This window comes from Pedobacter sp. N23S346 (genome assembly GCF_048515415.1).
GTDB lineage: Bacteria > Bacteroidota > Bacteroidia > Sphingobacteriales > Sphingobacteriaceae > Pedobacter.
Genome location: NZ_JBLYEE010000002.1, coordinates 180,243 through 206,852 on the forward strand (window position 1 = coordinate 180,243; position 26,610 = coordinate 206,852).

Below are 26,610 nucleotides of genomic sequence, written 5' to 3' on the forward strand. Positions count from 1 at the left end.
TCCATCTATGTCTGCATAAAGCAGGTGTAGGGTTCAGTGATCTCAATTAATAACCAAATATAATAACCAAACATCATGAAAATAAATTTACCAAGTCATCTAAACTGGTATAATATAATGAAGGTTTCAATGAGCCAACTAATTATAGCGCTTGTTTTCTCCGGAATTTCGTATGCGGAAAGCCGCAATCCAAAATCTTCATTTAATAAGACATTATCAGTTTTAAAGGAGAAAGATAATAAAGTTAAACAGGCAAAAAAGTTAGCGATTAGGGGTACCGTTACAGACGAAAAAGGTGATCCTTTAGTGGGGGTAACCGTAAAAGTCCAGGGAACAACGATCGGAGCAACTACAGATAAAGATGGAAAGTTCACGATAAATGCAGCAAATGAGAACGACATTCTGATATTTACTTATATTGGCTATGTTTCTAAAACAGAAAATATTGGTAATAGAACAGTTATCAATGTGATTTTAAAATCTGATACCGAAGCGTTATCCGAAATAGTAGTGGTTGGTTATGGAAGTCAGAAAAAAGCTTCGTTAACAGGAGCTGTTTCCACTATAAAGGGCAAAGAAATAACAGAAGCGCCGGTAGTTAATGTGAGTAATACATTAGCAGGCAGGTTGCCAGGCCTAACCGCAGTAACCAGTAGTAGCGAGCCTGGAGCAGATGGTTCAACATTGCGGATCAGGGGAAGTAATACCTTTAACGACAATGGCGTTCTAGTGGTTATTGATGGTGTACCTGATCGAAGTTTAGATCGGCTTGATCCAAATAGTATCGAAAGTGTAACCATGTTGAAAGATGCATCGGCCGCTATTTACGGTTCGAGGGCGGCCAACGGCGTAATATTAATCACGACCAAAAGAGGTAAAACGGGGAAACCTGAAATCACCTTTAATACCAATTACGGTTTTAGTGAGCCAACCAGACTGCCTAAAATGGCCGATGCCGCTACTTATGCAACGTTATTAAACGAGATTGCCTATTACGACAATAATGCGGTGGGCTTAAATTCTAAATATACCGCTGCTGAAATTCAGAAATATAGAGATGGGTCTGATCCACTGCGTTACCCAAACACTGATTGGTTTAAAGAAGTAATCAAGCCAAGGTCAGCTCAGGATAATCAAAATATTACCGTTTCCGGAGGCTCTGATGCGACCAGATACTTTGTTTCACTGGGAAGAAAGTTTCAGGATGGTAATTATTATAACAGTGCCACTTCATTTAAGCAATATGATTTCAGAAGCAATATTGATGGAAAAATAAACCAATACATTAATATTGGCGTCGATTTTTCTGGTCGTATGGAAGATAGGAAATATCCAATTCGTGGTGCTAATGATATTTTTAGGGGTTTAGTTCAATCGTATCCCAATTCGGTGGCGAAGTGGCCAGGTGGCGAACCAGGTCCGGCGATTGAAGGAGGTAGAAATGCCTTGGTAACCAGTACAGATGCGGCAGGTAATGTTACTGATAAATATTATGCGTTAAACAGTAACTTGAAACTGGATATCAAAATCCCAGGGGTAAAAGGCTTGTCGATAAATGGTAACCTTTCTTATGATCAGGGCTTTGATTTTAAAAAATCATTCAGCACACCTTTCAAATTATATACCTGGGATAGAACAACTGTGGATGCCAATGGTAATCCGGTATTAGCCTCAAATACTTATGGTGGTGGTACAAACAACATGCCTGCACTTTCTCAATCTTTTGTGAGCAATTATAGTAAACTGGCCTATGGGGTAATCAATTACGAAACTACGATTGCTGAGAAACACTATCTTAAGCTGATGGCTGGTTCTCAGATTTCAAAAGTGAGGAATGATAACTTTAGCGCTTCAAGAGATCAGTATTTATCTTCATCTGTTCAACAACTCTTTGCTGGAGATCTGAGAAATATGACGAATACCGGTTCTGCAAGTGCAGAATCGCGGGTAAGTTATTTCGGAAGGGCTAACTATAATTTTGCAAATAAATACTTAGTTGAATTTATAGGCCGTTATGATGGATCGTATATTTTTGCACCCGGACGCAGGTATGGATTTTTCCCTGGTGTTTCGGCAGGTTGGGTAGCCTCTGATGAAAGCTTTTGGAAAGATAATATCAAATTCATTGATTATTTCAAGTTAAGAGCTTCATGGGGAAAAACAGGTAATGACAGAACTGACCCTTATCAGTACTTAAGTTCCTATACCATTGGAAGTCAGGTAGCTTCTTATTATCCATTTATCGTTAACAACACATCTGAATTGGGGACTATCTACGGTGGAGGCTTTTACAACACTGATATTACCTGGGAAACGGCTAACCAAACCAATATTGGTTTCAATGCCTCGTTTTTAGATAGCAGGCTTACAATAGAAGCAGACTATTTCAGCTACAAGAGAGATAATATTTTGTGGCCGCAGATGGGGCTCGTACCATCAACAGTAGGGGCAAGTTTACCGGCTATAAATTATGCAAAGGCTGCCAATAGAGGATTTGATTTTTCTGCAGCTTTTACCGATAACAAGCATAAATTTGGTTATTCAGTAGCAGTAAATGGTGGATATGCTAAAAACAAAATCATAGACTGGGCTGAAACTCCAGGCGTTCTGGATTGGCAAAAAACAACTGGTTTCCCGATGGGGTCTGGCTTGTATTACAAAACCGATGGCATCTATCACAGTGCTTCGGAAATACCAGCCAACTTAAATTATGAGATTGGTACACCTAAGCCAGGAGATGTAAAGTTTGTTGATCACAATGGAGACGGTAAAATTAATGCCGATGATCAGGTAAGGATCTATAAAAACAATATTCCCACTTTCACTTTTGGCGCTAACATTAACCTCAATTACAAAAACTTTGATTTATCTGCCCTGATCCAGGGAGCAACAGGTGCGGTAGCATACATCACCTCAGAGGCAGGACAATTTGGAAACTATTACCAGAGTTTTGCTGATGCCCGTTGGACCCCTGATAACCCTGGTGCGACTGGGCCAAGAACTTTTAATAGAGGCAACTTGTATTGGGCAAACCAATCTAACGATTATTGGCTTCGTAAAACGGATTATGTACGTTTAAAAACCTTACAGTTTGGCTATACACTTAACACGTCAACTATTCAAAAAGCTGGAATTCAAAAATTAAGGGTTTACGTAAGCGGTTACAACCTTTTTACTTACAGTCCTGATATGAAAGACTTTGATCCTGAAATAGGTTCAAACACCAATGCGAGAGGGTCTGCGGCATCTATTACGGGATATAATTATCCTTTAACCAAGGTAATGTCTGTAGGACTTTCAGCCAGTTTGTAATCACGGCAAGTAAATAGGAGATAATTAATTTTAAATAATAATTACAATGAAAAATATTTCGATAAAAGCAAGACTTTTATTTTTGCTAAGTTTCCTTATTGTATCCTGCAAAAAGGAATTGGATCTAAAATCTGAGTCTGCAATTTCAAATGAAGTGGTATTTAACAGTACCGATCCGGGTCTGATGAGGGCCTATGTTAATAACATTTATCAGGCATTTCCCGATGCAAGTGATTTTGGGAGTAGATTGGCTTCGATCTCAGATGAAGCGCACAACAATGCCGGCAGCTGGGCGGGGATGTCGGCGCTTATGCGAAGCGAAATAAGCCCAAGCGCTGTACAATCTTTCTCAAGCGGCAACTTTACAGGAAGGTACAACTGGGCTAGTTTATATTCCAGAATAAGACAAACCAATCTGTTCCTTTCCGAGGTTAATCAATCACCTATTTCTTCAACCGATAAAAATCTATTGAAAGGTGAAGTCTATTTCCAAAGAGGTTATCTCTACCATACCTTGGTTAATATGTATGGGGGCGTACCTTTGATTTCCAAACCCTATGTATCTACTGATAATTTCAGCGTGGCTAGAAACACGTTTGCAGAAAGTGTTCAGTTTGTAGTAGATCAGTGTGATAGTGCAGCTAAATACCTGCCAGTAGTGCAAAGTGAGCAGGGTAGGGCAACCAAAGGCGCAGCATTAACACTGAAATCAAGAGCTTTGCTATTTGCGGCCAGCGATCTTTACAATACTGCTGCTACAGGTTATTCAAATCCTGAATTGGTGAGATACACCAATATTTCTACTAGTGATAGACAAACGCGTTGGCAGAAGGCGAAAGATGCGGCCAAAGCGGTGATCGATTTAGGTACTTATGCACTTTATAAACCCGCACCGGTTTCTGCGGATGATGCAAGCAAAAACTACGGGGATATTTTCCAGAATGCAGGCACATCAGAAGATATTTTTATTAAATATTTTTCTGTGAAAATGACGCATGGTGATTGGTTTATATACATGGTTGGTCAGGCTCAAAATCCTTGTGGTTATCACGGATGGGGTAATGAGGCACCACTACAGCAGTTTGTTGATGATTATGAGATGAGTAATGGTACCGCTTTTAGCTGGAATAATCCAGTTGCAGCAGCAGCACCTTATCAAAATAGGGACCCTCGTTTTTATGCCACAGTTTTATATGATGGTGCCAAATGGCGTACCCGTCCATCCGATGTTAGCGGTGATCCGGAAGGGAAAATCCAGACTGGCTTCTTTTACAATACCAGCGGTGTTAAAAAGGATGGTTTAGATGCAAATGGCTCTGGCGCCGTTGATTCCTGGAATGCGGGTGTAACCGGCTACTACCTTAGAAAAGGGATAGACCCAGCAATAAATGTAACCGCTACACAACAAATCGTTCCATGGCGCTATATGCGCTACACCGAAGTTTTATTAAATTATGCAGAAGCGGCTATCGCCCTGGGGCAAGAATCAGAGGGGAGATCCTATATCAATATGATCAGAGCCAGGGCTTTTATGCCTGCCATTGCCACAACGGGCGATGCGCTGGTAGCAAGCTTACGTCATGAGCGTAGAATTGAACTCGCTTTCGAAGAGTTGCGTTACTTTGATGTAAGGCGCTGGATGATTGCACCAAGCACTTTTCAACCTGCCAAAGCAATAAACATCGTATATGGAAGCCCGACATCAGGATATGCATCTTATATCGCCGCTGCTGCATCCGGAACGGCTAAGTATACAGTCACAACAGCCGAAAATCGTGCCTGGAACCCTAAGTTTTATTTCCTGCCTATTGAAATTGGAGAGATGAATAAGAACCCCAAGTTGATTCAAAACCCGTTGTACTAATACAAGTTTGAAGGCTGTTTCAACTCAGCTTGGAACAGCCTCCTTTGTATTGTATCTTCTCATTTTATGAGAAAAAATCTTAATGGTTAAATGGAGAAACTTTTTTTAATCTAAAGACATCATTAGGGTTCAGAAACACAAGCAAATGACAACTATATAAAATATGATCAAAAACAAATTACTCATCATCGCCGCAATCCTGGTAACTTTTCTATTCAATAGCAAGCTGAATGCTCAGGATTTAAAGGGGGACGAATTAAAGTCCATGGAAAAATATTCAGGAGTTAAAGGTGACAATGGAATAGTAGCGCCAGACCTGAGGTTATCTGCTGATCAAATGAAATGGTGGCAGGATGCAAAGTTTGGAATGTTTATTCATTGGGGCTTATACTCCATTCTAGGTCAGGGGGAATGGGCAATGTTCAATAATAAAATTCCCGCAGAAGAATATGCCAAACTAGCTACTAAGTTTAACCCACAGCATTTCGATGCCGCTGTATGGGCAAAAATAGCTAAAGATGCTGGAATGAAATATATGGTGCTTACTTCACGTCACCACGATGGCTTCGCACTTTGGGATAGTCCTTCTAGTAATGCTCATTTTAATAGTTTCGAAACGGCTGCTCATCGTGATTTTGTAAAAGAGTATACAGATGCATGCCGCAAAGCAGGTCTTGGCGTTGGCATTTATTATTCTCCTATGGATTGGCGTTTTCCCGCTTATTTTAAACCCAAAGAACTACCTGAAAATGCATTATTGTTGAAGAAACAAACGTATGGACAAGTTGAAGAATTGATGAAAAATTATGGAAAGATTGATGTACTCTGGTATGATGGGGGATGGTTGGCGCATAATGGAAAAGATGCCGATGCGGCATGGCTTTGGAACCCTGTAGAATTAAACAGGATGGTAAGAAGCTATCAGCCTAATGTGGTCATCAATCCCCGTTCAGGATGGGAGGGTGATTTTCAATGTAATGAAGGACCTTCAAAAGTTAGTGGGCCTATCATCAACACACCATGGGAAAAATGCTTGAGCCTTAACCATAGCTGGGGTTACACTCCAAATCAAACCATAATGACAACAAAAGATGTACTCACCATGCTGGTTAATACGGTAGATCGAGGTGGTAATATGCTGCTAAATGTTGGTCCGGATGCACAAGGAGTAATCCCCGAAAAGCAGGTTACGGTTTTGAAAGAAGTTGGAGACTGGTTAAAAAAGTATGGCGAGAGTATTTATGGCACCCAACCCGGCCCGTTTGAACCAAAGGACGATTACTATGGCGCAGTTCAAAAGGGCAATTTAATTTATATCCATCTTCTAAAAAATACAAGTGAACTGCAACTACCGCCTATCAAAGGCAAAATTGTTTCCTGTAAACAAATGCTTGGTGCCAATTTAAAATTTAAACAAACTACAAAAGGTATTACTATTTCATTAAAGCAGCTTCAATTTGATCCTAGTATAAGCACGCTAGTCCTTAACATCCGGTAAATATCTGGATGAAAATTCAAATGGCCTTTTATCCTTAATCCAATAGTCAGAAAGCAACGAAAACATGCCTCTTAACAGTAAAATACAGAATTTTTTGGTAGTCACCATTGCGCTACTCACGATCACACTGGGCGGCACTATAAACTCATTTGCGCAAAGCCGATATCGCCTATGGTCTAACCGACCTTCTTTTACCATATTGCTTGAAAACCAGAATGAACTAGGCTTTACATCACCTATTTACGACAATGTTTGGGAAGGCGATAAAGTTCTTGGGCGGTCAAAAATAGAAGACAAGGTCGCTGAAAAAAAGAAATGGGCAGCGGGAGAGGGAATCGACTACTTAGACCCTGAAGTTCATAGGGTTACAGGAGGGAGGTACAATAACGCGCGCCGTATTTGGGAACAGGAGGGATATCCTATCGGTAATGGACGGCTTGGAGCTATGGTATTCAATGGAAGTGGACGCGACCGCTACGCCTTGAACGAAATTTCGTACTGGTCTGGAGGACAAAACGCAGGGACCATTAATAACAGGGGAGACAAAAAATTTGATGGTAGGATTGGTCCTGATGAAAAAGATGATGGATTTGGAGGGTACCAGCCTATTGGCGATCTCATCGCCGACTTCGGAGCACCCGTTAAAAAGGGTAGTTTTACCCGTTCGGTAGATATTAACCAAGGAGAGGTTGTTTCGGAGGCGGTGCGCAAAGGTGTAAAAACGAGCAGCGCTGCTTTTGCAAGCTATCCGGACCAGACGATTGTGATTAGCTATAGGGCCGGTCAACCTGGGGGACTAAAAATTAAATTTTCTTATGCAACGCAACGTCCCCAAGACATGGTGTTCGCCGATAATAGTTCGATGACAATTACTGGCGAATTGAAAAATGGGATTAAATTTAAAGGCAAAGCTATATTTTTAAAATTAGGTGGCACATTGACCGCCAAAGACGGAACTCTGGAACTTAACAACGCCGACGCCTGTACGATTATTTTAGCACAAGTAAAACACCAGAACTCGCTGCTGCGGCAAGGAAATCATTACTATGGCGGGCTAACAGAGGAGATAGCTGGCGTTCGTGGGCCTGGACATGGCGCTGCATGATTTGGTCACGTTTGCACGACGGAGAAAAAGCACATGATATGATTGAAGGTCTAATTACTCACAACATGCTGGATAATTTCTTTACCACACATCATATACCGCTTCAAATAGACGGAAACTATGGGATCTCGGCTGCTATGATCGAAATGCTTATTCAATCTGTTGATGGGAAGATAACCTTACTTCCAACTCTTCCTGCAGCCTGGAAAGATGGTTATGCAAAAGGACTTAAAGCTCGTGGAAATATTACGGTTAATTTGTCGTGGAAAGATGGGGAAATAACAGAATGGTCTCTAAGCAGCCCTAATCCCAAGCCAGTTGAGCTCAGGATCAATGGAAAAAATACGTTTGTTACACCACAAAAGCTATTATAATAAAATAAACTAATCAATATGCGAATACTAGTGCTATCTCTATTTTTAATTGCCTTTTTGGGTATTGTAAAAGGCCAGGAAAATTTTATTAAACCAGGTGAAGTTTGGAAAGATATTGATGGAAAACCAATTAATGCACACGGTGCCGGCATTATGGAACATAAGGGTACCTATTATTTGTATGGCGAAATTAAAGAAGGAAATACCTGGCTAGTTCCCGATCAAGGTTGGGAGTGCTATCGGGTTCCCGCAGGAGGTGTATCTTGTTATTCTTCAAAGGATTTGTTAAATTGGAAATACGAAGGTGTTGCCCTTGCTGCAACTACAAATGATCCTACATCAGATATCGATACAGGAAAGGTTATTGAAAGACCGAAAGTAGTCTATAATAAAAGTACCGGAAAGTTCGTGATGTGGATGCATATTGATTCAAAAGATTACTCGTATGCACGTTCTGGCGTTGCAGTGAGCGATAGTCCTAATGGCCCGTTTGTTTACATTAACAGCATCAGACCAAATGGAAATATGGCCAGAGACATGACTTTATTTCAAGATGATGATGGGAAAGTCTATCATTTTTACTCTTCGGAAGAAAATAGTACCATGCACATGAGCTTGCTAACAGATGATTATTTATCCCATACCAAGACTGAGAAAAGAATATTAATCAATCAATCGCGAGAATCTCCGGCGGTATTTAAGTACAATAAAAAATACTATGTAATCACTTCAGGAACCACAGGCTGGTCGCCTAACCCTGCCTCTTATGCTGTAGCAGATAGTGTTTTGGGAGAATGGACAAACCTGGGTAATCCTTGTATAGGAAACGATGCAGATAAAACGTTTCATTCGCAAAGTACCTACGTTCTGCCGTTAAAAAATAACAAAAATAGCTTTGTTTATTTGGGAGATCGATGGAACAAACTCGACCTCAAAGATTCGAGAATAGTTTGGCTTCCTCTCGAGATGAAAGATGGAAAACCTGAGATTAACTGGAAAGCTTCGTGGATACCTATAACTGGCAAATAGATTGATTTGTAAAAGTTAGTTCGTCAAAACAAATGTATTGCTCACCTGGATATATTGGTTTTATAAACCAAGTTACTGACCTCAAAAAATAAAAAAAACATGCTGAGAAAAAAGCTATTGAAGATCGTTCCTGTTGGCGTCTTGATTTTAATGATGTTTACTCTTTCTTCTTTCAAAAACGAAACACCGCCCACTACCTTTGAAATTGGTAAAAAAGATTTTCTGTTAAATGGTAAACCCTTCCAAATCAGGTGTGGTGAACTCCATTTTGCAAGAGTTCCTAAGCCATATTGGCGACACCGACTAAAAATGATGAAATCTTTAGGGATGAATACGGTCTGCGCTTATCTGTTTTGGAATTTTCATGAAAGAACACCCGGCGTTTTTAAATGGGACGGCGAAGCTGATATTGCACAATTTTGCAAAATTGCACAGGAAGAGGGCTTATGGGTAATTCTTCGACCTGGTCCCTACACCTGTGCCGAATGGGAAATGGGCGGGCTCCCTTGGTGGCTCCTGAAAAATGACGGTATTAAACTCCGCACCAAAGACCCGATTTACATTGATCGATCCAATCAATATTTAAAAGAAGTTGGTAAAGTTTTAGCGCCTATGCAGGTCACCAAAGGTGGACCAATCATCATGGTACAAGTGGAAAATGAATATGGTTTTTATGCAGATGATGCGGATTATATGGGTTTAATGAGGAAAGCTATCCTCGATGCCGGCTTCAATGTGCCGTTATTTGCATGTAATCCGCCATATCACCTCAAGAAGGGCTTCCGTAAAGATCTTTTCCAAGTGGTAAACTTTGGTTCAAATCCAGTCGAGGCTTTTAAAGCCTTGAAAGAGGTTCAACCTGAAGGTCCCTTGATGTGCGGTGAGTTTTATTCAGGTTGGTTTGATACTTGGGGAACGCCGCATAATTATGGCAAAATAGATCAGTACCTTCAAGACATGGAATACATGCTAAAAACAGGGGCGTCGTTTAGCATTTACATGGCACATGGCGGAACAACATTTGATTTTTGGGCAGGAGCAGATCGGCCATTTAAACCTGACGTATCAAGTTATGACTATGGCGCTCCGGTTAGTGAGGCTGGCTGGACAACCGAAAAGTTTAAGGCTACCAGAGATTTAATTTCGAAGTACTTAATGCCGGGAGAAGCACCTTTACCAGTACCTCCATCGGCAAACCCTATCACAACTCTTCGGACAGTGAAACTAAACAAGTTCGCTCCATTATTTAAAAATCTACCAGTTCCCATAACCACAGATGACCCTAAAACTATGGAGTACTATGACCAATCTAGGGGAAGTATTTTGTATAGAACAACCTTACCTGCCGGACCGGAATGCGTATTTAAAGTTGATGAGGTGCATGACTTCGCCTGGGTATTTTTAAATGGTAAAAAAGTTACGGTAATGGATCGCCGTAAACACAATTACAGCATTTTAATACCTGCCAGAGACAAAGCAAGTACAATAGATATTTTAGTGCATGCCATGGGACGAATTAATTTCGGGCCTGAAGTGCATGATAGAAAAGGCCTTATTGGGCCGATCCAATTCCTTAACAAAAACAATAGCCCTATTTCTGTAAAAGGATGGAAGCTCTTCAATTTGTCTTATGGAGATGAAATGTTGAACAATCTCTCTTTTGAAACGCCCAATCCGGTTCGTTTAGCTGAACCTGGGATTTGGAAAGGCGAATTTATGATAGATAAAATAGGAGATACATTTTTAGATGTACGTAAATGGGGTAAAGGCGTAGTTTGGGTTAATGGCCATTGTTTAGGCAGATACTGGAACATTGGACCTACACAAACGATGTATATCCCGGCACCTTGGTTAAAAAAGGGAGCAAATAAGGTTTTGGTATTAGATTTAGTTGGACCCGAAAATCCTGTTCTTCAGGGTTTATCAGCACCCATTCTAAATGAGCTAAATCCGCAGAAGGATTTTACGCTGTCTAAACGTCCTGATGTAACGTTTTCTGCTAAAAATTTAATACCAAATGCTAAAGGAGAGTTTGCTGATAATAATGCTATGCAAATTGTTAAGCTCACCACACTTGGCAAAGGCCGTTACTTCTGCATTGCAGCATTAAGTTCTTTTGATGGAACCACCGCTTCCATAGCAGAACTGGATTTACTGAATAAGGAAGGAAAAGCAATCAGCCATCAAAGTTGGACCATCGCCTATGTGAGCAGTGAGGAACTGGCCAAAGAAAATGGTAGTGCTGAGAATGCAATCGACGGTCAGACTTTTAACTACTGGAGCACCGATTGGAGCGTGAGAAAAATGTCCTATCCGCATTACCTGGTCATAGATTTAGGAAAAGAAGAGGAAATAGATGCAATCCGATTTATTCCTAAATCAGAAAGTAAAAGCCTGGGAAGAATAAAGGATTATCAGATTTTTGTAGGAAATGAGTTAATAAAAAGCTTACAATAAGCAGCTAAATAGGAAGCTTTTTGATGATATAGAAATCTCGAATTCCTATGTTGAATGATTGATCTATGAATAAAGCTCATAACCATTTTCCAGAATTGGATATGAAATAAATTGCGCATCTTAGAAAGCTAATAGTTGCGCTACCTAAATTTTTTCCAACCAGTAGAAATCAATCTTTTGGTTGTCTACTGTAAAGAAGTAATAAAAATGGCTAAAACGACTCTAAATTTACTTATAACGTTGGTGGCGATGATCTTCATTGCACCAATCTGCAATGCGCAAAACCTGACAGCAAATAGCCCTAAGTTGAAGCTTTGGTACAACAGGCCCGCTAATTCTACTACGCCAGATGTTAAAAATGTTTATGAAAGCGATCCCGAATGGCTAAAAGCACTTCCTGTAGGGAACGCTTTTTTAGGTGCAATGATTTATGGAGATGTTAATAAGGAACGAATACAGTTAAACGAAAAATCGCTTTGGTCTGGCAGTTATCAAGACAGCAACAATCCGGCGGCGGCCATCTCTCTGCAAAAGATACATGAGTTGTTATTCTTAGGGAAGTATAGAGAAGCAAGTCTTCTTACTGAACAAACTCAGGTTTGTAAAGGACCAGGATCTGCAGGCAAACAATATGGTTCTTATCAAACTCTTGGCGATCTTATCTTTGATTTCCAGACTGACGCTGCCTATACTGATTATCGAAAAGAGCTTGATTTAAATAATGGAAAGGTAGTCATCTCTTATACTCAGAAGGGGATACGGTTTAAACGGGAGATTTTTGCAAGTTACCCTGACCGTGCACTTGTAATTCGTTTTACAGCCGATAAGAAATCATCCATCAACTTCAATGTTAAGCTTATGCGGTCAGAGCGTGCTACTACCCAGGCGCAGGGCGATCACCTATTGATGAGCGGAACTCTTGATGACGGCAAAAATGGTAAAGGAATGCAATTTTCAACACGCTTAAAGGCAATTGCCGGACGGGGGGAAATCAGATTTAAAGACAATGCAATTGTTATTCGCAATGGCGATGAAGTTACCTTGATACTCACTGCAGCCACCAACTATGTGCAGCAATATCCCAGTTACAGGGCTGGGAAACCTCTGCAAAGTTCTTTAGATCAAATGCAGAAAGCGGTCGCTCTTTCTTATCCTAAACTTAAAGAAAGGCATGAGAAAGATTATAAATCATTGTTTGATCGGGTAAAATTGGATCTTGCTGTAACAGGGGAGGATACTATTCCAACAGATACTCGTCTTCATCAGCAAAATGACAGACGTTTACAACAAACCTACTTCCAATTTGGCAGGTATTTACTGATCTCTTCCTCACGGTTTGGTTCCTTGCCCGCAAATCTTCAGGGCATATGGAGTAATAAGATTCAAAATCCATGGAATTGCGACTATCATACCAATATTAACCTACAAATGAACTATTGGCCGGCTGATGTGACCAATCTTTCCGATTGTTTTAGTCCGATGACAAATTTGGTACAATCGCTTGTAAAACCTGGAGAAGAAACGGCACGAATTCAATATGGTGCCAATGGCTGGTGCAGCCAGGCGATAACCAATGTTTGGGGATTTACTTCTCCTGGTGAAGGAACTGGCTGGGGGATGTATGCAGCTGGCGGCGGCTGGTTGGCCCAACAACTTTGGGATCATTATGCCTTTACCAGAAACCCGGTATATTTAAAACAGATCTATCCAACTTTGATTGGTTCAGCGAAATTTTACCTGTCTTGGTTGGTTAAAGATCCTAAAACAGGAAAGTTGGTATCAGGGCCATCTACCTCTCCAGAAAATTCATTTGCTGCACCAGATGGTTCGGTAGCTTCGGTTACAATGGGCCCCTCTCACGATCAGCAGATCATTAGTGGACTATTTAACGCAGTTATCCAGGCTGGAAAAATTATGGGCGACCGTTCTGTATTCCAAGATCAGGTTAAAGAGGCTTTAGCTAACCTCGCTACGACCAAAATTGCAACCGATGGCCGATTAATGGAATGGCCAGAAGATTTTAAAGAAAGAGAGCCTACACATCGCCACGTTTCACATCTGTTTGCCCTATATCCTGGAACAGAGATTAGCCCTGGGCTAACTCCTGATTTGGCTTTGGCAGCACGAAAAACTTTAGATGCACGTACTGATGAAGGTACCGGCTGGTCGCTCGCTTGGAAAATAAACTTCTGGGCACGGTTGGAAGACGGAAACCGAGCGTATACGCTTTTGCAGCGGTTGCTTAGGCCAACAACCAGTTACCAGGTAAACATGTCAGATGCTGGCGGTACTTATGCCAATCTATTCTGCGGGCATCCACCGTTTCAAATTGATGGAAACTTTGGTGCCACCGCTGGGATTGCCGAAATGCTTCTACAGAGCATTGATGATGAAATTCACCTATTGCCAGCACTCCCTGATGCCTGGCCTGATGGACAGATTACTGGTTTAAAAGCACGCGGCGCTTTCGAAGTTGATCTACAATGGAAAAGCAGTCAAATTGTTTCAGTTAGCGTAAAATCATTAGGGGGTTCAATGTGCAGGTTGCGAACAACTTTACCAGTGGGCCTTGTTGGGGCAAAATCCGTTAAAGCTGGCAAGTTTTACATCACCACTTTTCGGACCTTGAAAGGAAAATCATACAAGATATCGTTTTAAGAGTTTCGAATAAACCTCACAGGTGCGATCTGTTTGATGATTTCCATAATTTTTGTTTGGATAAAAGAATGCAATGGAAATGTCTTCCCGGATAGCATACATGTTTATTATAGTAATTTGGAGTATTTTGATGAATTTGTATTCGAAGTGCAAAGTCTAATTATCAGTTTGATGTGCTTTCTAAAAGCATAAAGAAAGGGATCCTTGTTTAAAATGTTCTTTTAAGAGTTCTTCCAGATTTGTTGAAAATACACTAGAGATTCATTGGTGGACTTAAACCAACTCAAATGATTAATGAACGTTTCGAATGTGAAATTTTAAGAGCTAGCAGAACCCGGCTATTGCAATTGACTGAAAAAAGTAATTATGAAATATTATTTGAAATTCCAGAGGGTTTTAACAATAATATAATTTGGCAAATTGGTCATTGTATCACTTCTCAACAGCGGCATATGTACATGCGTAGTGGATTACCTATGTACATATCTAATGAATTCGAAGAGTCCTTCAAGATTGGATCGTCCCCACGTTCATGGAAAGTTACTCCAGATGTTAATGAGGTGAAACATTTATTAATAGACACGGTGAACCACCTTGAATCAGATTTGAAATCCGGATTGTTCGCCAACTATACACCATTTGAGATACCCATCGGATTTTAAGTAAAAAAATCATGTCGACGTACTACAAGCCGCTAATTATCACGAAGCGGAGCATAGTGGGATGATTTTTACTTATTTAAAGTTGTTAATCAAAAAATGAAGTATATCGATTAACCAACCAATCTAAAAAACAGCTGGCTAAAAGGTAGCGAACAAAATTAGTTACAATATTAGTTACAATATACGTATAAACGACAAAGCGTAATAGTTGAATTACTTATTCTTTAAAATCTCATTTTTTTCACGCTCGCTGGCTAGTAACCGCTCATATAAATCTTTATTCGCATCTAAAGCTTCCATTAGCTTATCAAGAGGATTAAATGTGCAGCCATGGTAAGCATTGAATGAATGTGTTACTTCAAAGGTACAAAAGAAAAGCTAAAGGAATTTGCGGTAAAGGTAATGGATGAGTATGCCAAAAACTTTAAAAGACCAGGCATTAACAGCCATAAAGATTTGCTATGGTACGGCAAGCACGAAAACTACCGTTATTACAAACATACAGATAAGGAAGTAAGGGACGGGACGAGGAAAATGGGCGAGCGCAAAGAAGGAAGACAGGATCACATTCAGATCATCGTCAGCAGGAAGGATGCGACCAACAGAATCAAGCTGAGTCCAATGAACAATTCGAAGGGCAAGAACGAGTCACATTCCAAAAAGCTGGGACAGTTCAACCGTGTGGCGTTCAAGCAATCGGGAGAGATCATCTTTGATAGGCTCTTTGGTTTTGACAGGGTGCTAAAGGAAATTTTTGCGCATGCCAATGTCCAGAAGAATGGCAGTATCGCACAGAAGGAACAGATGGATATTCTTGAAATGTCAACAAATCAGCACCATAATTTAAAGCACGTTAATGAACTGGCACGGGATGTAGCAGATGGCCTTTTTCACTCGGTTGCGGATATGGTTGGATATCACAAAAGTTTAATTTAATAGATTTATGATGATAATTTCCGATTTATACATCAGAGTTTCTACTGATGAACAAGCAGAAATAAAGTTCAACTGAAAAAACTATGTGAGTTTTCAATCAGCCCGCCTGACGGAAAACTTTTCTTAGCGGTAGTTATTTATACAGCTCGCAGTTTGTTAATTCTTTTTCTGAATATTAAAAATTCTAAAGTTGTAAAAAAGAGATAAATTATTGAAAAAATTAAAATATTTCTGAATACAGTAACAGTACTATTGTATAAAAGTCTGTCAGTTAATATGGTAATAATTATAAAAATAACACAAAATAATGGTATTCCTAAAAATGTTAATAATGATAGATAAAGATTATTTCTAATTTTATCTATCAGATTTAGAAAAAGTGCAAACGAACAAAAAGCCATTGCAATGAGATATACAAATGAATAAGCTAAGTTTAATATTATATCTAAAATTTGTAAAACCCATTCAAGAAAATTTCCATCAGCATGATTTGTTTCTGCAATTACTATTCTGTAAGTAACGAATAACGCAATACTTATTAAAATGTTTATTAACCAAAACTTAAATATAATTTTTTTCATTTTTTGTACTGACATATATTTAAAATCAGGATGGTGAAATAGAATATGATGTAATACTCTTCCCGTGTTAGTTGTAGGCTCATTTCACCATTAGAAGGTAATATTGCATAGCCTCTAAAGCTAATGGAAAATCTATAACTATTTTTTGTTCGAAGAATTCTCCTTGCCCACTAGTTACAACTAATTCTCGAGCAATTTCTGAAATATACCATTTTCAAGAAAATTCAGTGTATGTTATCTTTCTTTCATAGAAAAGTGAATGTAATAACTAAGTATATTTTTGTGGTAGACAGTTATTTATGGAATAAAAAAAACCGATATCCAACTGTTAAAAGTTCTGATCTCGGTCTTGTGATCCCCGCTGGGATGTGAACTTCGTTCAATTTTCAGCGATTAAAGACTATCTGGAAGGTTTTTGAAAAGTGACTCACCGAATCACTCACCTTTTTGTCTGTATTTTTTAGTTGCAATTGCTATGTTATAAATTTAAACAATTTTTATTCAAAATGCAATTATAGCCTGCTTAAAAGTTCATTAAGAATTTGTTTGAACATAAGATAAGACTTCTTCACAAAGCATTGCAACTAAAGTCACTTTTTCCGATTACTTAATGTTATTTAAAACATATACAGTCACATAACATTCTTTTTCGCACACTTTGTGATTTACCAATATTTTTAGCGTTTCTTGCCTTATATTCGCAAATTAACATAAAGTGAACATGCGTCTAACGGCGCTTTTCATTATTGCACAAAGTTAAATAGAGGATTAAAGTGACGATATGTTTTGATTATGAGAATATTTATATAATATTACATTCTAAATCTATTTATCGCAATCACTATATGACCGTCTTTACGTTAGATGAACTAAAAGATACTATCACACTTTTCAGCGCAATACAGGCTGACTTTTGGAGTGAAAATAGTATAGTGGCACTTGAGCACAATAATCATGAATCTGGTTGTGTATTGAACGTGACAGGCGATCAAACCGAAGAAATACAACTACAATGGACCACAGTGATCGTGAAGAATGGATATCAGGAAGAAAAAAAATTCATTGAGAAAAGTGCCGAAGCGATTTCGTTTTTTCTATGCCGGAAATATACAGAATATAATGTTATCCAAGAATCTTGCATTGGCACGGGAGTAGATTATTGGTTAGGTTATGATGAAAATCATCAGTCTTATGACCCAATGAATTTTTTTAATGCGCGATTGGAAATTTCAGGGATCAACAATGAAACACCTACGAATACAGTCGCTTCACGAGTAAAAGTTAAAACAAAGCAAACTACCCCCAGTGATGGGACAGCTTTGCCCGCATATATATCAATTGTTGAACATTCCACACCAAAAGCCCATTTTAGCAAAAAATGAAAGACATTAGAAGCATACATGGTCGAGCGATGGAGTTCATGAGAATTGCGAAGCAAGATCTGGAAAATAGAGATAAAGACAACTATTTAAAAAACACCCAAGCTGCTTTCGACTTAGAACAAGAGGCAGCTTATGCCTTACTTTCAAATTTTGAAAGTGAGCCAACACGATCAGTTTTGTTTAGAAGTGCTGCGAACCTTGCATACAACTTAGGACTGTATGATCAAGCAGAAAAACTAATCTATCAAGCCTTATCGGGTTCTCCACATGCCGAAATAAAAGCAGAGCTTTTGTCTTTAAAGGAATCTATAGAGTTGGCTTATGGTCTTGAATTGTCAACCAATGACATAACAGAATACAGCTATATCAATGTAATAAAAGAGAATGCTGTCAATTTAAAAGTGGAACCAAAGACAGATAGGTACTCTAAGGCTGTTGTTCTGGATTCCATTGTTGACTTTTTAAAAAATGTACAAACTTCTTATAAGAATTTTGCAGAGGTGCTTTTTAGAAAGACTTTTGGAGAAAACGATTATAACGATTTCGACGGCGCTATAATAAATTTTAAAAAAGACTCAAATTTGTTAATGGTTGACCTAAAGTTTCAAAGTTTTGGTGTTGCACTTGTTGCCGATACTTCAATAATGAATTATAAGTTTGACGCAACCCCGAAGTTTACCAACTTCAAGTCTACATTATTTGACGATTTTAAAAAAGACGTACTGTTTGCAGACCTAAATTCAGCAGAATTTCAACAAGAAATTGGAAAGAAATTCAATGAGACTGAACGTAGTAAAATTTATTCAACCATCGTAAACTCATTGGATAGTAAATCCGATTATAGAGTTTCTATTTCTGACCAAGACTTCAAATTCAAAGTAAAAGATCTGCCGACAGTCAGCAAGAAAACCCTTTCTTTCTTGAAACCGAAGGTTGCCAAGCAAGAAGATGCAGAAAAGGAACTTCTTATTAAAAGGACAATGGAACTAACTGATGCAGTAGGTAACAAAAGAACAAAACTACAAACTGAGTTTTTAAGTTACGCAGAGTTCTCTACAGCATTAGCCAACGTTAAGCACAAAGAATTAGCTATTGAGATTTACTTCTCGGAACCATACAGCCTTAAAATAGTTTTCGAGGGCAATACTTTTTCAATAAATGATCCTTTTTTCGAAATTTATGTAGAAAACCAGGATTTTAAAGAGATACAAAAATCTTATGAATTAGCTTTAGGTGAGAAGTATTTGTCATTGTCTGTAAAAGGGGAATTAACAGTTGATGAAAAGACCTTATTTGACAACATGAACAGTTCATTCCTAATATCTTAAATTAATGAAAATCCTTGACAAGCTGATAGATAATTATGGATAGTTGCCGAATGAATGATTATAATAAATAAAAAAATATAGGCTTCAGGGCGTTAATTGAATGATAAAGTAGTATGATCGCAACACGATCAATATTCTTGCATAGATTTCATTACAATGTTCGATGTAGTTCACTAAGCTCATGTTTTTTTGAGTTTTTCCACCTTTTCCAGTCCTTAATGTAATAGTTTGGTTATTATTATCAAATGAACTTGCTTTATGATGGGTGCCATTTCGTATGCTCGAATCATAAAAATCACTTAGTGAATTGAGGATATTGTTAGTTTTGAAGTTTTCCGAACGCCCTGATTTGTCAGAAGCTAAATATTTGGCTAAAGTAAAATCCGGAGAATTGAAGTTTTGATAATCGCCCCTTACGCTTAGATTGTTTAAGACTGTCGGCACAACAAGCAGATTGGCATAGATTTCAAAAAAATCTCCATATACCATTTCTAAACTTTCCCAATCACATGCAGAAGATAGCCCTTCTGGAATGAAGCCACATTTTTGATGTAACAACGTCTGCAACAAGCCAGATTCAACCTTGCGATATTTCATCATTACAGTATACATTTTGTCAAATAAAAACTCATGTTTGAACTCTTTTAAGTAGGTTTTCAGTTGAGGAAAGTTTGTGTTTGTGTATAGTGTAGAAACTAGTTTTAATAAATCATCAGAAAAGGTTGCCCATTTTCCTTGCAAGAAAAAGTCTCCAGTGTAAAAAACGCGCATTAAAATTTCGTGTTCTACATGTATTTTATTACTTCCATATTCGCTCTGTAAAAATTTCTATCTGCCTTCCTTTAGGTACCGGAAGTCGGTCTGGATAGCATCCCATGCATTTTGATAGTCTATGCAACTGGCCTGTGCGCTACCAAATATGTCCAACCCCAGTACGCCACGCTGGCTTTGTTTTCTCAAAAAATCTAATGAAGGAAAATATAAAGCGTCACCCTGACCCGATTGATCGATCATCAACTCTGGGTGCAGGTTAACCACTCTTAAGTCACGATCAAAGTCTATTCCTACAAGTTTTGACGAAACGGATTCCTGGTTAGCATCGAACCCAAATTTTAAGGTGTCTCCACAATCGCTACAAATGAAAATTGCCGTTTGAGGGTATTTATTCCCTAAATTATATCTAAGGCGAAATGGATCTCCGCAGCTTTCGCACTTATAACAAGATGTGATTACCCCCATATTAAAATATTATAATTTGAATTTAATAAGCTTTGATCAAAATTTGCAGGATGAGTTATCCATTCTAATCAACAAGCTTAAAATAACAATTTTTATAGCTAAATTCCATATAATCAAACACTACATCTTTCAGGAACACCCTTATTTTTTTTAAATTTGTGTCAATCCTTTTCATAAAATCATAATGACCGAAAGCCGATACACAGAAATAAATTATCACATTATAGAAAGACTAAAACCTGAATTTAATCTTTTAATCGTAACAGCAACAAGGGTTGAGAATGATGTGTTGCATGCACATTTAAAACCAATTGCAGGGCAAGACAAAATCTTACATGTCGCCAAAGGAAAGCAAACTTATTACTTAGGGGTTTTTGGAGCCTATAACATAGTGCATGTTGCCTGCGGCGAAATGGGGTCGAGCGGGGCCACTTCTTCAATTGTCACTACAATGGATGCAATAAATGTCTGGAATCCTAAAGCGGTTCTTATGGTGGGTATAGCTTTCGGCGCAAATAAAAAACAGCATATCGGCGATGTACTGATTTCTGAAGAAGTAGTTAATTACGAGCCTCGGAGAGTTGGAAACAAAGAAGAGGTCGCGAGAGGCAAGCATGGACGGGCAAGTACCGTACTCGTTAATCGTTTTAAATCATTACAAGAATGGCAACATCAAGTTGAGGGAGCACATGAAGAACCAACATTTTTTGGCCTTTTTAAACGTCATGTAAAAGCTCGTTTTGCAAAACCTTATTTCGGCTTGATTCTTTCGGGTGAAAAGTTAGTGGATAATGCAAAGTTAAAGGCTAAGATGTTAAAAGAGGAACCAACGGCAATAGGCGGTGAAATGGAAGGTGCTGGCCTTTTTGCAGCATGTGATCAAAAAGTTAACGATTGGATATTGGTTAAGGCAATTTGCGACTATGCTGATGGAAACAAGAAAAAAGACAAAGATAAGTTTCAGGATCAAGCCATAAAATCAGCAGTTAGCCTATGCGAACGTGTATTCTCGTCACCTCTTGGATTTCATGATATTGGACTTGATCCACCCGTTAACCCAATTGACATCGAGCAACTCGAAAGAAGTTCAAACACCCTTGTAGATGGCCTGCCGATGTGGATGCGCACACATTCAGACATAATTAAGAAAGGAGTTGAAGGTGAAGATCAATAGAAGTAAATTACTTTCAACAATGACGGATTTTGTTGCGCAGGAAAGTGGGGTGATAATTGGTATTCCTGGTGTTGGAAAGAGCCACATACTTTCGCAATTAGTTGTAAGTCTTGTAGAAAAAAATATTCCTGCCTGTTTAATTAAACTTGATAGCTTAACCAACGGCAGTGACGACGAAATTGCGAATAACCTGGGAATGCCAGATACAGATTGGGTGGCAAACCTAAAAACGATACCTTCCCCCTCAAAAGGTCGTTCTACAATAGTATTTGATGCTTTTGACACATTACGAGATGAAAAATTAAAGGCCATTGTACTTCAAAAAATTGCTCATGTCAAAAAAGAGCTTCCTGAATGGTCAATAATTGTTAGCGTCAGAACCTATGATGCGCATCAGTCGCAAAAATTAATTGAACTTTTTCCAAGTGGACTATCGCAAGATAGTTTAGACTGTAGGAAGTTTACAATCCCCGAACTTTCAGATGAAGAGTTAAACCTCTTTTTGGAAGACAATAAAAAGCTTTCTTCCCTTTATGAAGTTGCGAACCAGCGTTTAAAGGAAATTTTTAAAATTCCTTTTTACTTGAAGTTACTGGATTTTATTCTTAACCAGGAAAATGCAGATATCAATTCACTTAGCGTTATCAAATCTGAAATTGAACTTTTAGATCGCTATTGGAATAAGGTAGTTGGTAGCATTAAGCCTTTACTGGCAACCGAGGTCGTGTTACGAAAGTTGACTTCGGAAATGATCAACATCAAGCAACTATCGGTTAACAAATACGATTTCTTAGAAAAGCTTTCAGGAGAAGAAATATTAATAGTTGACCGTTTATTTAGTGAAAATGTTTTAAAGGAGACTGGAGCAACGCAAGGACAACTATCCTTTGCACACAATATACTCTTTGATTATGCGGTTAGTAAATTGATTCTTAAAGATTCAGCTACTGAACTTTTAGATTTTATAGCAGTTGACCGCGCCAGACCATTTTTTTTAAGGCCAAGCTTTATCTATTTCTTCGCCAGGTTATGGTATACGGACCAAAAAACGTATTGGGAAATCTATGACGAATTATCAAGGAGCAATGATGAGGTCATTATGCTGTTCAATAAATTAATTCCTTCTACTGTAATTGCAAAAGAATTTGAGCGTACAAACCAACTTCAATTTTTAGATGGCACTGACGATTATAAGTCCCAGCAAGCGAGTAACGTGTTACAAGCATTAAGTTTCAAAGGGATACGAATAATAAGTCGGCACAGGCATCAATGTTGTTAAAGCTTTCTGAAAATATTCATTTGCCTTTCTTATGGGATTTGTCGTTAATACTTGAAGGATTAATCAATGATCCACGGGTAAAAGGTGATACCGAAGCTTATTCCAATTGCGGGATAGCCGCGCGTAACATTATGAATTTCTTGCTGGCTAATAGCCAAGATCCAAATATCGACAGACTGGCGAGTTATCGCGGTACCTCTCTGGTTACGAAAACCTACACGACCGATATTCCGGCATCTAAAGCAATTCTCGAAAAAATATTGGATATGCTTGCAGAACCGAATTTCAACATTGCTTATTTTTCGTCATTGACCGAGGATCTAAAGGAGATATACAAAGACGATCCTGATTTTTGTATAAATGCCTACAAACGAATTTTTGAACATCAGGAAAATTCACACGATCCGGCGCCAATGCACGGTGGCGTTTTGATGAGTTTCTCGTCAAGCAGGCATGATCAATTCCATACCTGCCATTTTCGACTTCAACAATTATTTCCGAAACTCATAAAAGTCAAACCGGATTTAGCCATACCGCTCGGACTATCAATTTCTAACTCATTCATAGATGGGAGGAATCAAAACGGCATAATCATACCCGAAACGATAACACTGCCAAAGCAATTTGTGGTATTGGGAATTAATGCAGAATTTCAAGTAGACATGTCGCATTACTGGAACCAGAACCTTATGAGGACTGATTCGGTTTAGCACACCGAATATATCATAAATTACTTTAAGGCTTTAATCGACGCAGGAGATGAAGAAGGGTTAAAATCTGGTCTTAATTTATACTTTAGGCATGCTAAGAATGCTTACAACTGGGAAAAGTTATTAAGTTTTGGGGCATCATTTCCTGAACAGCTACATGGACAATTATTTGATTTGATTCTTCAGCCTGCCATCCTATTTTGGAATGATACAATTGTTGCTGCTGGTGCGTTTCTTGAAGCCGCGATTCCTTTTTATAATGACGCTCAAATAAATCAGATTGAGCAAGCGATATTGTCATTACCTGGCTTCGTTAATGCTGAAAACAAAGAAAAAGCTGAATTGATAGTCAATCGGTTATTGAGCAGGATACCTAAAGAAAAGCTTACTCAAGAGAAATCTATAGCTCTTATGACGGAATCTGAACCAATTGCGAATGAACCAATAGTGACTTTTCATTCTTCTTCTGAAATGGTTACTACAGAAATGTTTTTGGCTGAACGAGGTGTGGATATAAATGAACCAAACAATGAAAAACTGTTAACAGAGAACAGCAAGATGGAGCTGTTTACAAGGCAATTTTCAAATCATGTTCCAGATATGGAGGTCTATTTGGCTCCTTTAGAATCAGCATTCTCAAGTTTCGCCGAAATAAAGGAGAATTACGAAAATCTACCGCCCCGCCTTTCCCAAACTATTTTAACCAGTATTGCTTCTGTATGCACCGTTGCTTTGCATTCTAATCTTACTTTATCCCATGATACCAAGCTATCTAAGGAACAGCTGAATACAATTAAGGAAATAGTACTGTACTGCTTAGACCAGTATACAGAAGTAGATTTTCATGCGGAAACCAATTCGTCACCAGGATCTGGGTATTCTTCTACTCCTCGAACTGAAGCTTCCCGTGCACTTCCAAAATTATTTGCACTCACGAAGGACTTGGAACTTTTGCCGCTAATCGAACAATATGCAAATGATAAGAACTCTGTTACTCGATTTGGGGTGGCGCAATCGCTCAGGCTTCTTTATTCAGAACAGACAGAACTTTTTTGGAAAATTATTAACCAAAGGCTTGAACTGGAAACAGATTGGTTTACAAAATCTACATTGATTTACCAATTGGATCATAAAAAAATATTTTTGAATGAGGCAGATAGGTTTTTAGCCGCCTATCAAATCGCACAAACTGATATTGTAACGTTAAAAGAGGGACGAAATTCATATCTCGACGCGTTTTTAGTAATTGCGTTGGCGTTTCTGCGTTTTACTGGCGATACGCGTATTAAAGACCTGTTAAAAGATTGCTTGAAAGAAAATATTTCCATTGGTTCGGACTTGGTTTTTCAAGCCTTCGAAATCATCGAACCCGAGAATTTTTACAGAGATTTCTCCGATCCGGAAGATATCGCGAAGAGCGAGCGTATATTGAACGTGTTGATGACATTGCTTGAAATGTGTGAGGAATTACTCTTATCAGTGAAAGAGGGCGATCCTATAAATGAAAAGGTAGAACAGTCTTTCAAGATCATAGATACCGTTATTCAAAGAATATACTTCTCTATGCAGGTAGGTGGTCGTGCTAAACAACAGGGCTTCAAAATATCGCGTGAGGATCAGGAACGTTTTTACTTTTTCTCAAAACCACTACTGGAAAAAGTTCTTGAAATATCCAGAAAATTAGGTGGAGGGTACATGCAAGGGCACAGCGCCCATTATTTCATTGAAATAATGAGTGAGGCATTACGCTTTGATGCTCGTTTTGCGTTAGCATCTACCGCAGAAGTAACCAAAATGGCAGCTGGAACAAATTACACATTTGACCCTTCTGCAATAAGGGAGGTGGTAAAGTTCACGGAACGATTACTTGCAGATCATAAATTAATGCTTTTAGAACCAGATGCCTTTGCAGAAATTATGAGTTTGCTCAACATTTATGTAAAATCTGGGTGGCCAGAAGCCTTGGATTTACTTTGGAAACTGGATGACATTTTTCGCTAAATTCTTCGCTTGGAATAAATGAAATGTTTAGAAAAGATTTACTTCAGAAGTTCATTATCAACCAATGTCAATGCTTTAAAAAAACCTAAATCAGGGACACTTGTGTATCCTAATACTGATTCCTTGAATTGAATATCAAATGAACTGTAAAAGTTTGGCGTATCAACCAAGTTTAGAACAGGTAATTGTGACCGGCAGTTATGTCAATTATATGGTTTTCGCTTTCAAGCCAGGTATGGGTAAAAAAATGTTCCGTATTCGACCAGCCGGATACGAGGTTGAATATTCCATATCCATTTTTATTCAAGAGAATACCCAGCAATATTGAACTGTCCATGCAGGCCCCCGCAGGAAAATCGTTGAAACCTACATAGCAACTTTTTATTTCTTCAAGCGCCAATGCCTTTTTTACCTTCCAAACAAACTCTAATAATTCCATCCTTCCATAATTCTTTTATCAATATAGAAATTTATAAATTGAGGTAACAAGTTTTAAGAAATGGAATCAAAAGCTATACCGCTTCCGTATTGGTATCGATTGTTAGATAATTGGGTTTGCGTTCAGGATAACTCTGGCCTCAGTATTCCTTTTTTGGTCGGCGCAAAGAGCATTAGTACTGACGGAGTGTACCCTAACGAAAACTCCATAAAGGATTTGTTCTGTTCGTTTATTGCAGAAACACAACCAAATTATTGCGTTACATTAAAATATTGCAATACGATTGAAGCTTACATTCTCGGACTTCAACTAAGGTCTGATGTAATCGAGCCCTATTTCAAAAGTAGTTATAGCGAAATACCTGCATTAGCACTGATAGATAACGTATTTGGGAGAGTTCAATCATTAGACGAAATCGTCAATTTTTTAGAAAAAGAGTATAACTCGTATATACTTTCAGGCAAGTATTCTCGCCAAAATAGTGCATTTGGAGTATGGGGCTCATTTAGCGATGCTGATGTTAATTTTATCAAAAATGCAAGGAGTTAAATCTGTTTTCAGAATAAACGCTTTTAAAAAACT

Annotated in this window: 21 protein-coding genes and 1 pseudogene; 18 read left to right on the top strand and 4 right to left on the bottom strand. The window is 38.5% G+C overall.

The window, feature by feature from the left end; translation table 11 throughout:
• Positions 1-129 precede the first annotated feature (129 nt).
• From ACN1CD_RS04580 to ACN1CD_RS04630, 11 genes and pseudogenes are all read left to right on the top strand, one after another.
• A complete protein-coding gene (locus ACN1CD_RS04580; protein ID WP_419129086.1) occupies positions 130-3,312 on the top strand; it encodes a SusC/RagA family TonB-linked outer membrane protein in 3,183 nt (1,060 codons plus the stop codon).
• 46 nt (positions 3,313-3,358) lie between these two features.
• Positions 3,359-5,176 carry a RagB/SusD family nutrient uptake outer membrane protein gene (locus tag ACN1CD_RS04585; RefSeq protein ID WP_419129087.1) on the top strand — a complete coding sequence of 606 codons (1,818 nt, stop codon included), beginning with the start codon at positions 3,359-3,361 and terminating at the stop codon, positions 5,174-5,176.
• Positions 5,177-5,339: 163 nt separating this feature from the next.
• Positions 5,340-6,674: an alpha-L-fucosidase gene (locus tag ACN1CD_RS04590; RefSeq protein ID WP_419129088.1), complete on the top strand. Its 1,335-nt coding sequence runs from the start codon at positions 5,340-5,342 to the stop codon at positions 6,672-6,674.
• 64 nt (positions 6,675-6,738) lie between these two features.
• Positions 6,739-7,779 (top strand): glycoside hydrolase N-terminal domain-containing protein, encoded by a 1,041-nt coding sequence (locus ACN1CD_RS04595; RefSeq protein ID WP_419129089.1) that lies wholly within the window; start codon positions 6,739-6,741, stop codon positions 7,777-7,779.
• A pseudogene (locus ACN1CD_RS04600) lies at positions 7,728-7,871 on the top strand (glycosyl hydrolase family 95 catalytic domain-containing protein); the annotation flags it as partial. The gene ACN1CD_RS04595 and the pseudogene ACN1CD_RS04600, both read left to right, overlap by 52 nt.
• On the top strand, positions 7,845-8,153 hold the full coding sequence (locus tag ACN1CD_RS04605; protein ID WP_419129629.1) for a glycoside hydrolase family 95-like protein: 309 nt from the start codon (positions 7,845-7,847) through the stop codon (positions 8,151-8,153). The pseudogene ACN1CD_RS04600 and the gene ACN1CD_RS04605, both read left to right, overlap by 27 nt.
• Before the next feature lie 18 nt (positions 8,154-8,171).
• Positions 8,172-9,182 carry a glycoside hydrolase family 43 protein gene (locus ACN1CD_RS04610; RefSeq protein ID WP_419129090.1) on the top strand — a complete coding sequence of 337 codons (1,011 nt, stop codon included), beginning with the start codon at positions 8,172-8,174 and terminating at the stop codon, positions 9,180-9,182.
• A 99-nt stretch (positions 9,183-9,281) separates the two neighbouring features.
• Complete coding sequence (locus ACN1CD_RS04615) at positions 9,282-11,639, top strand: beta-galactosidase (RefSeq protein ID WP_419129091.1); 2,358 nt, start codon at positions 9,282-9,284, stop codon at positions 11,637-11,639.
• Positions 11,640-11,846: 207 nt separating this feature from the next.
• On the top strand, positions 11,847-14,297 hold the full coding sequence (locus tag ACN1CD_RS04620; protein WP_419129092.1) for a glycosyl hydrolase family 95 catalytic domain-containing protein: 2,451 nt from the start codon (positions 11,847-11,849) through the stop codon (positions 14,295-14,297).
• 287 nt (positions 14,298-14,584) lie between these two features.
• Complete coding sequence (locus tag ACN1CD_RS04625; protein WP_419129093.1) at positions 14,585-14,959, top strand: DinB family protein; 375 nt, start codon at positions 14,585-14,587, stop codon at positions 14,957-14,959.
• Positions 14,960-15,307: 348 nt separating this feature from the next.
• A complete protein-coding gene (locus tag ACN1CD_RS04630; protein ID WP_419129094.1) occupies positions 15,308-15,895 on the top strand; it encodes a DUF5712 family protein in 588 nt (195 codons plus the stop codon).
• 137 nt (positions 15,896-16,032) lie between these two features.
• On the opposite strand, the gene ACN1CD_RS04635 is transcribed toward ACN1CD_RS04630, so the two are convergent.
• A complete protein-coding gene (locus tag ACN1CD_RS04635) occupies positions 16,033-16,476 on the bottom strand; it encodes a hypothetical protein (protein ID WP_419129095.1) in 444 nt (147 codons plus the stop codon).
• Between the two features lie 845 nt (positions 16,477-17,321).
• On the opposite strand from ACN1CD_RS04635, the gene ACN1CD_RS04640 reads away from it, so the two are divergent.
• Together ACN1CD_RS04640 and ACN1CD_RS04645 are read left to right on the top strand one after the other, a co-directional pair.
• Positions 17,322-17,858 (top strand): hypothetical protein, encoded by a 537-nt coding sequence (locus tag ACN1CD_RS04640; protein ID WP_419129096.1) that lies wholly within the window; start codon positions 17,322-17,324, stop codon positions 17,856-17,858.
• Positions 17,855-19,186 (top strand): hypothetical protein, encoded by a 1,332-nt coding sequence (locus ACN1CD_RS04645; RefSeq protein WP_419129097.1) that lies wholly within the window; start codon positions 17,855-17,857, stop codon positions 19,184-19,186. The genes ACN1CD_RS04640 and ACN1CD_RS04645 overlap by 4 nt, the downstream gene beginning before the upstream one ends.
• An 84-nt stretch (positions 19,187-19,270) precedes the next feature.
• Here the strand turns inward: ACN1CD_RS04645 and ACN1CD_RS04650 are convergent, their stop codons facing one another.
• Positions 19,271-19,927, bottom strand: a complete 657-nt coding sequence (locus tag ACN1CD_RS04650) for a hypothetical protein (protein WP_419129098.1) — start codon at positions 19,925-19,927, stop codon at positions 19,271-19,273.
• An 87-nt stretch (positions 19,928-20,014) separates the two neighbouring features.
• Complete coding sequence (locus ACN1CD_RS04655) at positions 20,015-20,425, bottom strand: hypothetical protein (protein WP_419129099.1); 411 nt, start codon at positions 20,423-20,425, stop codon at positions 20,015-20,017.
• Positions 20,426-20,609: 184 nt separating this feature from the next.
• On the opposite strand from ACN1CD_RS04655, the gene ACN1CD_RS04660 reads away from it, so the two are divergent.
• From ACN1CD_RS04660 to ACN1CD_RS04675, 4 genes are all read left to right on the top strand, one after another.
• Positions 20,610-21,599, top strand: coding sequence for a hypothetical protein (locus tag ACN1CD_RS04660; RefSeq protein WP_419129100.1), 990 nt, complete (start codon positions 20,610-20,612; stop codon positions 21,597-21,599).
• 19 nt (positions 21,600-21,618) lie between these two features.
• Positions 21,619-22,878, top strand: coding sequence for a hypothetical protein (locus ACN1CD_RS04665; protein ID WP_419129101.1), 1,260 nt, complete (start codon positions 21,619-21,621; stop codon positions 22,876-22,878).
• A gap of 38 nt (positions 22,879-22,916) precedes the next feature.
• Entirely contained in the window at positions 22,917-23,588 is a 672-nt protein-coding gene (locus ACN1CD_RS04670; RefSeq protein ID WP_419129102.1) for a hypothetical protein, read from the top strand.
• Between the two features lie 174 nt (positions 23,589-23,762).
• On the top strand, positions 23,763-25,589 hold the full coding sequence (locus tag ACN1CD_RS04675) for a hypothetical protein (RefSeq protein WP_419129103.1): 1,827 nt from the start codon (positions 23,763-23,765) through the stop codon (positions 25,587-25,589).
• A 172-nt stretch (positions 25,590-25,761) separates the two neighbouring features.
• Here ACN1CD_RS04675 and ACN1CD_RS04680 read toward each other — a convergent pair whose 3' ends face one another.
• The gene (locus tag ACN1CD_RS04680; protein WP_419129104.1) at positions 25,762-26,028 is read right to left on the bottom strand and encodes a hypothetical protein; all 267 of its coding nucleotides are present in this window, start codon (positions 26,026-26,028) and stop codon (positions 25,762-25,764) included.
• A 60-nt stretch (positions 26,029-26,088) separates the two neighbouring features.
• On the opposite strand from ACN1CD_RS04680, the gene ACN1CD_RS04685 reads away from it, so the two are divergent.
• Positions 26,089-26,577: a hypothetical protein gene (locus ACN1CD_RS04685; protein WP_419129105.1), complete on the top strand. Its 489-nt coding sequence runs from the start codon at positions 26,089-26,091 to the stop codon at positions 26,575-26,577.
• Positions 26,578-26,610: the final 33 nt, after the last annotated feature.